This window comes from Edwardsiella ictaluri ATCC 33202, from assembly GCF_000264785.1.
Taxonomy (GTDB): Bacteria; Pseudomonadota; Gammaproteobacteria; order Enterobacterales; family Enterobacteriaceae; genus Edwardsiella; species Edwardsiella ictaluri.
In genome coordinates this window covers 26,379-39,661 of sequence record NZ_AFJI01000053.1, presented here as the reverse complement: position 1 = coordinate 39,661, position 13,283 = coordinate 26,379, and the positions used below count along the sequence as shown (strand labels likewise).

At 60.1% G+C, this 13,283-nt stretch carries 15 protein-coding genes; 12 read left to right on the top strand and 3 right to left on the bottom strand.

Annotation, left to right across the window (positions count from 1 at the left end):
• Nucleotides 1-7 precede the first annotated feature (7 nt).
• From lptE to lipA, 12 genes are all read left to right on the top strand, one after another.
• Complete coding sequence (gene lptE / locus EIEH_RS07210) at nt 8-682, top strand: LPS assembly lipoprotein LptE (RefSeq protein WP_015872185.1); 675 nt, start codon at nt 8-10, stop codon at nt 680-682.
• On the top strand, nt 679-1,713 hold the full coding sequence (gene holA / locus EIEH_RS07205) for a DNA polymerase III subunit delta (RefSeq protein WP_015872186.1): 1,035 nt from the start codon (nt 679-681) through the stop codon (nt 1,711-1,713). The genes lptE and holA overlap by 4 nt, the downstream gene beginning before the upstream one ends.
• The gene (nadD, locus tag EIEH_RS07200; protein WP_015872187.1) at nt 1,703-2,368 is read left to right on the top strand and encodes a nicotinate-nucleotide adenylyltransferase; all 666 of its coding nucleotides are present in this window, start codon (nt 1,703-1,705) and stop codon (nt 2,366-2,368) included. Before holA ends, nadD begins: the two co-directional genes overlap by 11 nt.
• 167 nt (nt 2,369-2,535) lie before the next feature.
• Nucleotides 2,536-2,853, top strand: coding sequence for a ribosome silencing factor (rsfS, locus tag EIEH_RS07195; protein WP_015872188.1), 318 nt, complete (start codon nt 2,536-2,538; stop codon nt 2,851-2,853).
• 4 nt (nt 2,854-2,857) lie between these two features.
• Entirely contained in the window at nt 2,858-3,328 is a 471-nt protein-coding gene (gene rlmH / locus EIEH_RS07190; protein WP_015872189.1) for a 23S rRNA (pseudouridine(1915)-N(3))-methyltransferase RlmH, read from the top strand.
• 68 nt (nt 3,329-3,396) lie between these two features.
• Nucleotides 3,397-5,292: a peptidoglycan DD-transpeptidase MrdA gene (mrdA, locus tag EIEH_RS07185; RefSeq protein WP_015872190.1), complete on the top strand. Its 1,896-nt coding sequence runs from the start codon at nt 3,397-3,399 to the stop codon at nt 5,290-5,292.
• Between the two features lie 18 nt (nt 5,293-5,310).
• Nucleotides 5,311-6,423: a peptidoglycan glycosyltransferase MrdB gene (mrdB, locus tag EIEH_RS07180; protein WP_015872191.1), complete on the top strand. Its 1,113-nt coding sequence runs from the start codon at nt 5,311-5,313 to the stop codon at nt 6,421-6,423.
• A gap of 8 nt (nt 6,424-6,431) precedes the next feature.
• Nucleotides 6,432-7,550, top strand: a complete 1,119-nt coding sequence (rlpA, locus tag EIEH_RS07175) for an endolytic peptidoglycan transglycosylase RlpA (protein ID WP_035609131.1) — start codon at nt 6,432-6,434, stop codon at nt 7,548-7,550.
• Nucleotides 7,551-7,705: 155 nt separating this feature from the next.
• Nucleotides 7,706-8,917, top strand: coding sequence for a D-alanyl-D-alanine carboxypeptidase DacA (dacA, locus tag EIEH_RS07170; RefSeq protein ID WP_015872193.1), 1,212 nt, complete (start codon nt 7,706-7,708; stop codon nt 8,915-8,917).
• 112 nt (nt 8,918-9,029) lie between these two features.
• Nucleotides 9,030-9,293 (top strand): DUF493 family protein YbeD, encoded by a 264-nt coding sequence (gene ybeD / locus EIEH_RS07165; protein ID WP_012849475.1) that lies wholly within the window; start codon nt 9,030-9,032, stop codon nt 9,291-9,293.
• A 153-nt stretch (nt 9,294-9,446) separates the two neighbouring features.
• A complete protein-coding gene (lipB, locus tag EIEH_RS07160; RefSeq protein WP_015872194.1) occupies nt 9,447-10,106 on the top strand; it encodes a lipoyl(octanoyl) transferase LipB in 660 nt (219 codons plus the stop codon).
• Nucleotides 10,099-11,064 (top strand): lipoyl synthase, encoded by a 966-nt coding sequence (lipA, locus tag EIEH_RS07155; protein WP_015872195.1) that lies wholly within the window; start codon nt 10,099-10,101, stop codon nt 11,062-11,064. The genes lipB and lipA overlap by 8 nt, the downstream gene beginning before the upstream one ends.
• A 139-nt stretch (nt 11,065-11,203) precedes the next feature.
• Here lipA and tatE read toward each other — a convergent pair whose 3' ends face one another.
• The 3 genes from tatE to EIEH_RS07140 form a co-directional block, all read right to left on the bottom strand.
• Nucleotides 11,204-11,404 (bottom strand): twin-arginine translocase subunit TatE, encoded by a 201-nt coding sequence (gene tatE, locus EIEH_RS07150; RefSeq protein WP_015872196.1) that lies wholly within the window; start codon nt 11,402-11,404, stop codon nt 11,204-11,206.
• Between the two features lie 227 nt (nt 11,405-11,631).
• On the bottom strand, nt 11,632-11,961 hold the full coding sequence (locus tag EIEH_RS07145; RefSeq protein ID WP_015872197.1) for a hypothetical protein: 330 nt from the start codon (nt 11,959-11,961) through the stop codon (nt 11,632-11,634).
• A gap of 247 nt (nt 11,962-12,208) precedes the next feature.
• Nucleotides 12,209-13,126 (bottom strand): aldo/keto reductase, encoded by a 918-nt coding sequence (locus EIEH_RS07140; RefSeq protein WP_015872198.1) that lies wholly within the window; start codon nt 13,124-13,126, stop codon nt 12,209-12,211.
• Nucleotides 13,127-13,283: the final 157 nt, after the last annotated feature.

Here is a 13,283-nt window from a genome sequence, read left to right as displayed (position 1 = left end):
AGGACGTGTGCAACACCGTATTACTGCGCTGTTGCTGGGATTGGCGGTGCTGGTCACCGCCGGATGCGGATTCCACCTGCGCGGCAGCGCGCAGGTTCCCAGCGAGTTTCATAAGCTGATCCTGGACAGCAACGACCCGTATGGCCCCTTCACCCGTGCGGTGCGCGAGCAGCTGCGCCTGAGCAACGTCATCATCGTCGATGCGCAGAGCCAGCCGCTGCAGAGCAGTATCGCCAAAGCGGACGCGGACAAGACGGCCACGCCGCTGCCCTCCCTGCGGCTGCTCGGCGTCAGCCAGAGCCAGGACACCGTCTCCATCTTTAAGGACGGGGTCACCGCGGAGTACCAGATGGTGATGACCGTCAACGCCCAGGTGCTGGTGCGCGGCCACGACCTCTACCCTCTGACGGTGCGCATCTACCGCAGCTTCTTCGACAACCCGCTGGCCGCACTGGCCAAGGATGCCGAACAGGCGATGCTGGTACAGGAGATGTACCAACAGGCGGCGCAGCAACTGGTGCGTAAGCTGATGAGCGTTCAGGCCGCTGAACTGCAAAACAACGACCGCCGCATGAGCAGCGACGTCAGCGCACCCAGGGTTCAGGGCAGCAACGACTTTGAACGGGTCAACACCGGCGTTATCGCTACGCCGGCCGCACAGGCCGGACAGCAGGAAAAATGAGCCGGATTTACCCCGAACAGCTCGGCGCACAGCTGCAGGACGGGTTGCGCGCCTGCTACTTCATTCTGGGAAACGAGCCGCTGCTGATCCAGGAGAGTCTGGATCTGATCCGCCAGCGCGCCCGCGCCCACGGTTTTGATGAACAGTTCAGCGCCACCCTCGATCCCCACACTGACTGGGATGCGCTGTTCAGCCGGTCCCAGTCAATGAGCCTGTTCGCCAGCCGTCAAATCCTCACCCTGACCCTGCCGGACAACGGCGTCAATGCCGCGATGGGCGAACGTCTGAGTCAGCTTGCCACCCTACTCCACCCGGATCTGCTGCTGCTGCTGCGCGGCCCGCGCCTGACCCGCACCCAGGAAAACGCAGCCTGGTATAAACAGCTCAGCCCACAGGCTACCCTGGTCAGTTGCCAGACGCCGGAGCAGACCCAGCTGCCGCGCTGGGTCGCCAACCGCGCACGCCAGATGCAGCTGCAGCTCGACGAGGCGGCGCTACAGCTGCTGTGCTACTGCTATGAGGGCAACCTGCTGGCGCTCACCCAGGCGCTGGGGCGACTCTCTCTGCTCTATCCCGACGGGCGGCTGACCCTGCCGCGCGTCGAGCAGGCGGTCAACGATGCAGCCCACTTCTCACCGTTCCACTGGCTGGACGCCTGCTTAGCGGCGCGCAGCAAGCGCGCCTGGCATATACTGAACCAGCTGCGCCAGGAGGGCTGCGAGCCGATAGTGCTGGTGCGCACCGTACAGCGCGAGCTTCTGCTGCTGCTGCAGCTCAAGGGAGGCGCGGCGCAGACACCTCTGCGCACGCTGTTCGATAAGCATAAGGTGTGGCAAAACCGCCGCCCGCTGCTGACCCAGGCGATGCAAACCCTATCTCTGCCCCAGCTGCACCAGGCCGTGGCGCTGCTGAGCCAGTGCGAACAGATAATCAAACAGGATTTCGGCCAGTCCGTATGGCCCCAGCTGGAGTCCCTGACCCTACTACTGTGCGGCAAGACGCTGCCGGAGAGTATGCTGCATGTCGAGTGAATCCCAACCGGCGGTGCCATCCCTGCTGGCGCTGTTCGGCGGCACCTTCGATCCTATTCATTATGGTCACCTCAAGCCAGTCACGGCGCTGGCACAGGAGGTGGGGCTCGGCCACATCACCCTACTGCCCAACCACGTTCCCCCGCACCGGCCGCAGCCGGAGGCCTGCGCCACCCAGCGCCTGGAGATGGTGCGCCTGGCCATCGCCGACGATCCGCTGTTTTCCGTCGACGACCGAGAACTGCGCCGTGACAGTCCCTCCTACACCATCGATACGCTGGAGGCGCTGCGCGCCGAGCTGGGCCCACAGCGACCGCTGGCCTTTATCATCGGCCAGGATTCTCTGCTGACTCTGCACAAATGGCAGCGCTGGCAGGATATTCTGCACTGCTGCCATCTGCTGGTCTGCGCCCGTCCCGGCTATCCTGATCGGCTGGAAACCCCGGCGCTACAGGACTGGCTGGAGCAGCACCGCACCCGCGACATTCAGCCTCTACACCGCCAGCCTCACGGCTTTATCTATCTGGCCGATACACCGCTGCTGTCGGTCTCGGCCACTGACATCCGTCAGCACCGCCATCTGGGGAGCAACTGCGACGATCTGCTGCCGCGCGCGGTACAGCGCTACATTGAGCTACAGGGGCTCTACCGCTAAAGCATCCCCTTTCGCCCCTCCGGTGATTGACAGGGATTTGCAGGCTGATATCCTCCGCAGCACGTATTCTCGCTCCGCCCACCTGCGCCCCCTGCGGAACGCATATGGTGGCGAGTAATGCTTGATATGACAGCATAAATTTAAGACCTATTGATTAGGGGGAACCTTTGCAAGGTAAAGCACTCCAAGATTTCGTTATTGATAAGATCGATGATCTGAAGGGCCAGGATATCGCCGCCATCGACGTCTGCGGCAAATCCAGTATTACTGACTGTATGATCATCTGCACCGGCACCTCCAGCCGCCATGTGATCTCCATTGCCGACCACGTGGTACAGTCGTCTCGCGCCGCCGGCCTACTGCCACTGGGGGTAGAGGGTCAGAACGGCGCCGAATGGGTGGTGGTCGATCTCGGCGATGTTATCGTACACGTGATGCAGGAAGAGAGCCGCCGTCTGTACGAACTGGAAAAGTTGTGGAGCTGATGCGGTGAAACTGCAGCTGGTGGCGGTCGGCACCAAAATGCCCGACTGGGTACAAACCGGTTTTCTCGACTATATTAAGCGTTTTCCCAAGGATATGCCGTTTGAACTGACGGAGGTTCCGGCAGGAAAGCGCGGTAAGAATGCCGATATTCGCCGCATTCTGGAAAGAGAGGGCGAGCTGATGCTGGCCGCAGTCGGTAAAGGCAACCGCATTGTCACCCTGGATATTCCCGGTAAACCCTGGGATACCCCGGCGCTGGCCGGTCAGCTGGAGCGCTGGAAGCAGGATGGGCGCGACGTCAGCCTGCTGATTGGCGGTCCCGAAGGGCTGGCCCCCACCTGCAAGGGCGCTGCCGAACAGAGCTGGTCTCTGTCGCCTCTGACCTTGCCGCACCCGCTGGTGCGCGTGTTGGTGGCCGAAAGCCTCTACCGGGCCTGGAGCATTACGGCCAATCACCCTTATCATCGTGAGTAATCGCCTGCCGGCCATGCCGGCAATAATGATGTTAATCCCGGCAGTACGCCTGAGCATGACGGAACGGAATGAAACCAGATCGTAACCCCTTTCGTGACTATTCGGCAGAGTCCGCCCTGTTCATCCGTCGTGCGCTGTTCGCTTTCGTCGGTGTATTGCTGCTGACCGGCGTGCTGCTCGCCAATCTGTACCACCTGCAAATTCTGCGTTTTGAAGACTACAAGACGCGCTCTAACGAAAACCGCATCAAGTTGGTACCCATCGCCCCCAGCCGCGGCATGATCTACGATCGTAACGGTGCTCCGCTGGCGTTTAACCGCACCATCTACCAGCTGGAGGTGATCCCGGAAAAGGTTGACGGAATGAAAGCGCAGCTCGATGCGCTGCGCCCGATCGTCGATCTGACCGATGAGGATCTCGACAACTTCCAAAAGGAGCGTAAACGTTCACGCCGCTTCACCTCGATTCCGCTGAAGACCGCCCTCAGCGAGGTGCAGGTGGCCCGGTTTGCCGTCAACCAGTTCCGCTTCCCCGGCTTTGAGGTCAAGGGCTACCAGCGCCGCTACTACCCTTACGGCTCCGCCCTGACCCACGTCATCGGCTATGTCTCAAAAATCAACGACAAAGACATCGAGCGTCTGGACAAAGAGAGTAAACTGGCTAACTATGCCGCCACCCACGACATCGGCAAGCTGGGTATCGAACGCTACTATGAGGACGTGCTGCACGGCAAAACCGGCTATGAAGAGGTGGAGGTCAACAACCGCGGCAGGGTGATCCGCCAGCTGCACGAACAACCACCCCAGGCAGGAAAAGATATCTACCTGACGCTGGATCTCAACCTGCAGCGATATATCGAACAGCTGCTGGTCGGCAGCCGCGCCGCCGTGGTGGTCAGCGATCCGCGCAGCAGTGGGATCCTGGCGCTGGTTTCCACCCCCAGCTATGACCCCAACCTGTTCGTCGACGGTATCTCCGGAAAAGATTACCGCGGCCTGCTCAACGACCCCAACCGGCCGCTGATCAACCGCGCCACCCAGGGAGTCTATCCTCCCGCTTCGACAGTAAAACCCTACGTCGCGGTCTCGGCGCTCAGCGCCGGTGTTATCTCCCGCAACACCACCCTCTTCGATCCCGGCTGGTGGCAACTTCCAGGATCAGAGAAACGTTTCCGCGACTGGAAGAAGTGGGGCCATGGGCGGCTGAGCGTCACCAAGGCGCTGGAGGAGTCGGCAGACACCTTTTTCTACCAGGTGGCCTACGATATGGGGATCGACCGCCTGAGCGAATGGCTGTCCAAGTTCGGCTATGGCCAGTATACCGGAATCGATCTGTCCGAGGAGCGCTCCGGCCTGATGCCGACCCGCGAATGGAAGTTCAAGCGCTACAAGAAACCCTGGTATCAGGGCGATACCATCCCGGTCGGCATCGGCCAGGGCTACTGGACCGCCACCCCGATCCAGATGGCCAAGGCACTCAATACCCTGATCAACGATGGCAACATCAAGGTACCGCATCTGCTGATGAGCACCCGCATCAACGGTCAGCAGGTGCCGTTCCGCCAGCAGGAGAGTCAGCAGATAGGTGATATTCACTCCGGCTTCTGGGAGATCGCCAAAGATGGCATGTTCGGCGTGGCCAACCGCCCCAATGGCACCGGTTACAAGTATTTTGGCAGCGCACCATATAAAATCGCCGCCAAGTCCGGTACCGCCCAGGTCTTCGGCTATGAGACCTACAACGCGCACACCATCGCCGAACACCTGCGCGACCATAAGCTGATGACCGCCTTTGCCCCCTATGACAACCCGCAGGTGTCGGTGGCGATCATCCTGGAGAACGGCGGCGCCGGACCGGCGGTGGGCACCATTATGCGCCAGATCCTGGATCACATCATGCTGGGCGACAACAATACCCAGCTTCCCAATGCAGCCCCCACGCCCCCCGGCGTGGAGGGCGACTGACAGGCATACGGATTCACCATGACTGAGAATCAACAAAAGCGCTCAATCTGGGCCAAGATGCATATCGACCTGCCCTTCCTGCTCTGCATTCTGGCGGTGCTGGTCTACAGCGCCATCGTCATGTGGAGCGCCAGCGGCCAGGATCTCGGCATGATGGAGCGCAAGATCGGCCAAATCGTCATGGGCCTGCTGGTCATGATCGTCATGGCGCAGATACCGCCGCGCGTTTACGAACACTGGGCGCCCTATCTGTATATCCTCTGCGTCATCCTGCTGATCCTGGTGGATGCCTTCGGCCAGATCAGTAAAGGCGCCCAGCGCTGGCTTGACCTTGGTTTCGTGCGCTTTCAGCCGTCGGAGATCGCCAAAATCGCCGTACCGCTGATGGTGGCACGCTTTATCAACCGCGACGTCTGCCCACCGTCGCTCAAGCACACCGGCATCGCGCTGATCCTGATCTTCCTGCCGACCCTGCTGGTCGCAGCCCAACCGGATCTGGGCACCTCGATCCTGGTCGCCGCCTCCGGGCTGTTCATTCTGTTCCTGGCGGGCATGAGCTGGCGCCTGATCGGACTGGCCGTGCTGTTGGTGGCTGCCTTTATTCCGGTGCTATGGTTCTTCCTGATGCACGACTACCAGCGCGACCGGGTGATGATGCTGCTCGATCCGGAAAGCGATCCGCTGGGCGCCGGCTACCACATCATCCAATCAAAAATCGCCATCGGCTCCGGCGGCCTGAGCGGCAAGGGGTGGCTACACGGCACCCAGTCACAGCTGGAGTTCCTGCCGGAGCGCCACACCGACTTTATCTTCGCCGTGCTGGCCGAAGAGCTGGGGCTGTTCGGCGTACTGCTGCTGCTGGCGCTATACCTGCTGATCATCATGCGCGGACTGTATATCGCCGCCCGCGCCCAGACCACCTTCGGCCGGGTGATGGTCGGCGGTTTAATGTTGATTCTATTCGTTTATGTTTTCGTTAATATCGGTATGGTGAGTGGCATTTTACCGGTGGTTGGCGTACCTTTGCCTCTGGTCAGCTACGGTGGCTCGGCGCTGATCGTACTGATGGCCGGGTTTGGCATCGTGATGTCGATCCATACCCATCGCAAAATGTTATCCAAGAATCTATAGAGGTCGCGATGAGAATGGCGCACAAATCCTGGCTCAGCCTGAGCCTGGCCTGTCTGATCCTGGCAGGCTGTTCCACCAACGACAACGGTGGGACCCAGGCACCACCGCAGCCGGCCTACAGCGGCCCGGTCGAAGAGATCCCCGGCGTCGAACCGCGCTATGAACCCTATATTCCCAGCGCCAATCAGGATTACCGCCGTAACGGCCAGCGCTATACCATCGTCAAGGATCCATCCAACTTCTCCCAGATAGGCCTGGCGGCCAGCTACGGCGAAGAAAACCGCGGCAACGTCACCGCCAGCGGTGAACAGTTCAACCCGGAGGCGATGAGCGCCGCCCACCCGACGCTGCCGATCCCCAGCTACGTGCGGGTAACCAACCTGGCCAACGGGCGCCGCATCGTGGTGCGCATTAACGACCGCGGCCCCTATACCCCGGGCCGCATCATCGCTCTCTCCAGCGCCGCCGCCAACCGCCTCAATATTACCCAGCACACCAAGGTGCGCGTCGACTTTATCAGCGTCGCGCCTGACGGCAGCCTCTCCGGGCCGGGCACCATCGGTACCCGGGTCGCCAAACAGAGCTATGCCCTGCCCGCCCGCCCGGAGATCGGCATGGAGAGTCCGCAGCTCACCGTCAGCCCCTCCGTCGCGGCTGGCCAGCCGACAGTCCGCGCCATCGAAAATCCGACGCCGGCAAGCCTGGCAGCAGAGACTGCGCCAGGGCAGAGCATGCCGATCAGCGCCCCCGCCAGCCACAGCGGCCGCTTCCTCGGCGCGCCTCAGCCGTTGCGCAGCGGCGTGCTGGAAGAGAGCGCCCCGGCTGCACCGCCGATGGCAACCCCGGGCGCCGCCAGCGCAGTGGCAGCACCGCCTACTGCCGCCAGCCACGCCGCTGCCAGCGGCCACTATCTGGTGCAGGTCGGTGCCGTCAGCAGCAGTTCACGCGCAGCCCAGTGGCAGCAGCAGCTGAGCCAGCGCTTCGGCGTCCCCGGCAAAGTAGAGGCAAACGGTGCCATCTACCGTGTCCAGCTGGGGCCGTTTGCCAGCCGCGCGCAGGCCAGCGCGCTGCAGCAGCGGCTGAGCAGCGAGGCCGGGCAACAGTCATTCATTGCCACGGCGCCCTGAGCCTACTGACGCTGGCCCGCCCGTCGCGGGCCATGCAACACTTATACACATATTGATTGTGTAAAAAACCATTGCCACGCTATGCCTTAGCGTACCATCTGCTATAGTGTGGCTCGTTTGTCACTGTTTAATTCACGGATGTTGTAGTCCCCATCATGAAACGCAAAGTTGCTTCCCAAACACTGAAATACGCTGTCGCCGGCGGTCTGCTGGCCATAGCGCTCACCGGTGCGGCCCGCGCCGACGACGTTAACCTGAAGACCATGATCCCGGGCGTGCCGCAAATCGATGCCGAAGCCTATATTCTGATCGACTACAACTCCGGTAAGGTGTTGGCGGAGCACAACGCCGACGAGCGCCGCAATCCGGCCTCGCTGACCAAGATGATGACCAGCTACGTCATCGGACAGGCAATGCGCGCGGGCAAGTTCGGTGAGAACGACGTCGTCACCGTCGGCAAAGACGCCTGGGCGACGGGAAACCCGGTGTTCCAGGGCTCCTCGCTGATGTTCCTCAAGCCGGGCGATCAGGTCTCCGTGGGCAACCTGATCCGCGGGATCAACCTGGTCTCCGGTAACGATGCCTGCGTCGCCATGGCCGACTATGTCGCCGGCAGCCAGGACGCCTTCGTCGGCCTGATGAACAGCTACGTGAAGGCGCTGGGTCTGCAGAACACCCACTTTGAGACGGTACACGGCCTGGACGCGCCGGGGCAGTTCAGCTCCGCCCGCGACATGGCACTGATCGGCCAGGCGCTGATCCGCGACGTCCCCCATGAGTACGCCATCTACAAAGAGAAAGAGTTCACCTATAACAATATCCGTCAGACCAACCGTAACGGTCTGCTGTGGGATACCAGTATGAACGTGGACGGCATCAAAACCGGCCATACCGCCTCTGCGGGCTATAACCTGGTAGCCTCGGCGACCGAGGGCAATATGCGCCTGATCTCCGCCGTCATGGGCGGGCGCACCTTTAAGGGGCGCGAGACCGAGAGCAAGAAGCTGCTGACCTGGGGCTTCCGCTTCTTTGAAACCGTCTCGCCGCTGAAGGCCGGGCGTGAGTTCGCCTCTGAACCGGTCTGGTTCGGTGACACCGACCGCGCTCAGCTGGGTGTCGATAAAGATGTCTACCTGACCATCCCGCGCGGACGGATGAAAGATCTCAAGGCCAGCTACGTGCTGAACAGCAACGAACTGGATGCTCCGCTGGCCAAGGATCAGGTGGTCGGTACCATCAACTTCCAGCTGGACGGCAAGACCATCGAACAGCGCCCGCTGGTGGTGCTGAACGAAGTGAAAGAGGGTGGTTTCTTCAGCCGGATGATCGATCATATCAAGCTGCTGTTTCATCGCTGGTTTGGTTAATCTGTGGCCAGCCTCTTGAAAAGGGCATCGACGGCCCCATTTAATCGGTAAGTAAGGCTCCCGCTACGGCGGGAGTTATAATTTGTAGATAGTGCAATACGCTGGAGCTCACATGAAAACCAAACTGAATGAACTGCTCGAATTCCCGTGCGAGTTTACCTATAAAGTCATGGGACTGGCACAGCCTGAGTTGGTTGATCAGGTTGTTGAAGTGGTACAGCGCCATGCGCCGGGTGACTACACCCCGCAGGTTAAGCCGAGCAGCAAAGGGAACTACCACTCCGTTTCCATCACCATCAATGCGACCCACATTGAGCAGGTTGAGACGCTGTATGAAGAGCTGGGCAACATTGAAATCGTGCGCATGGTTCTGTAATCACAGTTAATTAACTAAAATACAGCATTTATCGCGGCCCGGTATGGCGTTACAGCTTGCCGGGCCGTACTTTTTTGCCGATTCGGCACTGGTGAGTATGGGCGACAATCGGTATAATGGACTTACCAATTTTTTAACCTTAAGATGACGCCATTGCAACAAAAAACCATAATACTGCGTCAGTTGGGGCTACAGCCCTATCTCTCCGTCTCACAGGCCATGCACCGCTTCACCGATCGCCGTGACGCCGATACCCCTGACGAGCTGTGGCTGGTAGAGCATCCCGCCGTATTTACCCAGGGGCAGGCCGGTAAGGCTGAGCATTTGCTCAATCCCGGTGATATCCCGGTTATCCAGAGCGATCGCGGCGGCCAGGTCACCTATCACGGGCCGGGCCAGCAGGTGATGTATGTTCTTATCGATCTGCGCCGCGGCCACCGCGGCGTGCGTGAACTGGTCAGTTGGCTTGAAGAGAGCGTGGTACGCACCCTGTCAGAGCTGGATATTCAGGCCTATCCACGCCCCGATGCACCAGGCGTCTACGTTGACGGACAGAAAATCTGCTCCCTTGGCCTGCGCATCCGTAAGGGGTGCTCTTTCCACGGTCTGGCGCTGAACATCGCCATGGATCTCTCTCCCTTCCAACGCATTAATCCCTGCGGCTATGCCGGCCTGCAGATGACCCAGATAAGCGCGCTGAGGCCGGGGGCAACCCTGACGCAGGTTCAGCCCCGCTTGGTGCACCATTTTACCCAACTGCTCGGCTATACCCGGCTTGAGCACAGCCAGTGGAATCCGCAAGACTATGAGTAAACCAATTCAGATGGAGCGCGGCGTGAAATACCGCGACGCAGACAAGATGGCCCTGATCCCGGTGAAATCCGTCGCTGTTGAGCGTGAACAGCTGCTGCGCAAGCCGGAGTGGATGAAGATCAAGCTGCCGGCCGATTCCAGCCGAATTCAGGGCATCAAGGCAGCGATGCGCAAGAATGGCCTGCACTCCGTGTGCGAAGAGGCCTCCTGCCCTAATCTGGCCGAATGTTTCAACCACGGTACCGCCACCTTTATGATCCTGGGAGCCATCTGCACCCGACGCTGTCCGTTCTGCGACGTGGCCCATGGCCGCCCGTTGGCGCCCGACACCAACGAACCGGAAAAACTGGCGCAGACCATCGCCGACATGGGGCTACGCTACGTGGTGATCACCTCCGTTGACCGCGACGATCTACGCGATGGCGGCGCCCAGCACTTTGCCGACTGTATCCACGCCATCCGCGCCAAAAGCCCGCAGATCCGCATTGAAACCCTGGTGCCGGACTTCCGCGGCCGTATGGATCGTGCGCTGGAAATCCTGCACGACAATCCGCCGGACGTGTTTAACCACAACCTGGAAAATATTCCGCGGCTGTACCGCCAGGTACGCCCCGGCGCCAATTATGAGTGGTCACTGCGTCTGCTGCAGCAGTTTAAACAACAGCATCCGCAGATCCCGACCAAGTCCGGGCTGATGGTGGGGCTGGGAGAGACCAATCAGGAAATTATTGAAGTGATGCGTGATCTGCGCGCGCACGGCGTTACAATGCTGACGCTGGGACAATACCTGCAACCAAGCCGCCACCATCTGCCGGTGCAGCGCTACGTCAGCCCGGAAGAATTTGCCGAAATGAAGGCCGAAGCCCTGGCCATGGGTTTTACCCACGCCGCCTGCGGCCCCTTTGTCCGCTCCTCTTACCATGCCGACCTGCAGGCTCAGGGCATGGAGGTCAAGTAAGCGCGTAGGATCCCTGCACAGGGCTGATCGGATCAGCCCTGCTATACTGCCGCTGACAAAAATGGTTACAACTTAGGGATGTTCCTTCTTCCCCCGATTCTGGAGCGCGAGCCATCGGCCAACTCCCCGCATATCCGGATTATTCTTTATTCTCTACCCGGGGTGCCGCCTCAACACCGTCACTTTTTTTGGCCGCCGGCGTCTCGTCGTTCATCGCTTTTTTGAACCCTTTCAGCGCCGCCCCAAGATCGGACCCCAGCGTACGCAGCTTATTGGTACCAAACAGTAATACGATCAGCACAGCAATGACCAGAAGCTTGGTAATACTAATACCTTCCATAAATACCTTCTTATGTTGTATACCGCACCGCCCAGGCGGCCGAAGAAACATCGCTTGCAGTAAGCAAGAGTTATTAACCGTAAAAACGGCTAATAGCGCAAAAACAAGATGTAACAGAGTTAAACGAAGTATTCTCAGCCCGATAACCGCGGCAAGTGAGGGGAAAGAGGGAAGGATCGGGGAAAAAGGGCCGACCACAGACGCGGCCCGGCACGGTGACCCGCCGCTCAGGGGCGGTCGCTACTCTGCGTACCCAGTGCGGCCAGATACGCATTAAACACCGCCGTATCGAGCGCCAGGGCCTCGATATGCCCGCCCAGGATCTTGAACTGGCGCAGCAGGCTATTATTCTCCGGCAACGAGCCCAAATCGACCAGCTTACGGGTCAGATGCTCATTCTGCTGCAACAGAGCCGCCTCGCGTTGACGCGCCTGCGCCAGCTGCAGCTGCATACCCTCACACTCCTCCTGCCACACCAGGCGCTGCTGTTCAAAGCTCGATTTCAGATCGTCCAGCGCTGCCAATGAATTGCGCAGCTGTACTTCCAAGTCAGACATTGCACCTTCCCCCGGACGGTACGACACAGCGCGCCGCACATCGCCGATACATTAACGACATCACATTACAACCCGATACACCGGTCTTTTCTTCTTAATAACGCCAGCCATCATAATTAGCTTGTTGGATAAATGCGACCCTTTGCCGGAAGGTACCCAATAATTCGGGCAAAATCCTATACGCCAGCCCGTCGTCGTACGGTATCAACGCCTGAACAGACCTACCGCACGGCGGTGGGGCATGTGCTTATGGCAGCGGGTTGCCCGCCGCCAGATAAACCTGATACCACTCCTCGCGACTTAAGTTAACCTCGCACGCCTGAGCAATCTGCGCCAGCCGCTCCGCATTCATGCTGCCGGCCACCACCTGCATCTGCGCCGGGTGGCGCAGGATCCAGGCCGTCGCCAGCGTGGTCTTACTGACATCGTGGCGGGCAGCGATCGTCTCCAGCGTCTGATTCAGCGGCGCAAAGTCGGGGTGATCCATGAACACACCGCTGAACATACCGAACTGGAACGGTGACCAGGCCTGAATGGTAATGTCATGCAGGCGACAGTAGTTCAGCGTGTCGCCGTCGCGATCGACGGCGGCGTCGCTCTGCACATTGACATTGATCCCGCTGCGCACCATACCGCAGTGGGCGATGCCAAACTGCATCTGGTTCACCCGCAGCGGCTGAGCCAGAAACTTCTGCAGCAGCGCCATTTGCAGCGGTGCATGGTTGGATACCCCAAAGGCCCTGACCTTGCCGCTCGCCTGTAGGCGATCGAACGCTTCGGCCACCTCCTGCGGCTCCACCAGCGCATCGGGACGGTGCAGCAGCAGCATATCCAGATAGTCACACTGCAAGCGCTGCAGGATACCGTCCACCGACGCCATAATATGGCGAAAGGAGCAGTCATAGTAGCCGCGGCCAATGCCGCACTTGGACTGAATAAAGAGCCCCTCACGCCGCGCGCCGCTCAGACGGGCCGCGCGGGCAAAGCGGTGTTCACACTCCCCGCCGCCGTAGATATCGGCGTGATCGAACGTGCTGATCCCCAGTGCCAGCGCGCGATCGATCAGGCTGGCGGCCTGGCGATCGTCCAGCTCAGTCAGGCGCATACAGCCCAGGGCGATAGCGGAAACCTGCGGGCCGTCGGCACCCAGTGTTACCTGTTTCATTCTCACTCCTCCCGGTACTAAAGCCACGGCGACGGACGTCGGTAGGTTATCCCCTGGCATGGCGACCACTATGCCATAAGCGGCTTACCGCAGGCCGTCGGTGACGTAACATTTATCACATCATCTGTAACAAACTCATACGTTTATATGTATGACA

Excerpts from the sequence above, each read along its gene's own strand:
- ybeD (WP_012849475.1), top strand. The coding sequence starts at position 9,030 with ATGAAAACCAAACTGAATGAACTGCTCGAATTCCCGTGCGAGTTTACC.
- lipA (WP_015872195.1), top strand. The coding sequence starts at position 10,099 with ATGAGTAAACCAATTCAGATGGAGCGCGGCGTGAAATACCGCGACGCA.
- nadD (WP_015872187.1), top strand. The coding sequence starts at position 1,703 with ATGTCGAGTGAATCCCAACCGGCGGTGCCATCCCTGCTGGCGCTGTTC.
- holA (WP_015872186.1), top strand. The coding sequence starts at position 679 with ATGAGCCGGATTTACCCCGAACAGCTCGGCGCACAGCTGCAGGACGGG.
- mrdA (WP_015872190.1), top strand. The coding sequence starts at position 3,397 with ATGAAACCAGATCGTAACCCCTTTCGTGACTATTCGGCAGAGTCCGCC.
- EIEH_RS07140 (WP_015872198.1), bottom strand. The coding sequence starts at position 13,126 with ATGAAACAGGTAACACTGGGTGCCGACGGCCCGCAGGTTTCCGCTATC.
- EIEH_RS07145 (WP_015872197.1), bottom strand. The coding sequence starts at position 11,961 with ATGTCTGACTTGGAAGTACAGCTGCGCAATTCATTGGCAGCGCTGGAC.
- mrdB (WP_015872191.1), top strand. The coding sequence starts at position 5,311 with ATGACTGAGAATCAACAAAAGCGCTCAATCTGGGCCAAGATGCATATC.
- tatE (WP_015872196.1), bottom strand. The coding sequence starts at position 11,404 with ATGGAAGGTATTAGTATTACCAAGCTTCTGGTCATTGCTGTGCTGATC.
- rlpA (WP_035609131.1), top strand. The coding sequence starts at position 6,432 with ATGAGAATGGCGCACAAATCCTGGCTCAGCCTGAGCCTGGCCTGTCTG.
- dacA (WP_015872193.1), top strand. The coding sequence starts at position 7,706 with ATGAAACGCAAAGTTGCTTCCCAAACACTGAAATACGCTGTCGCCGGC.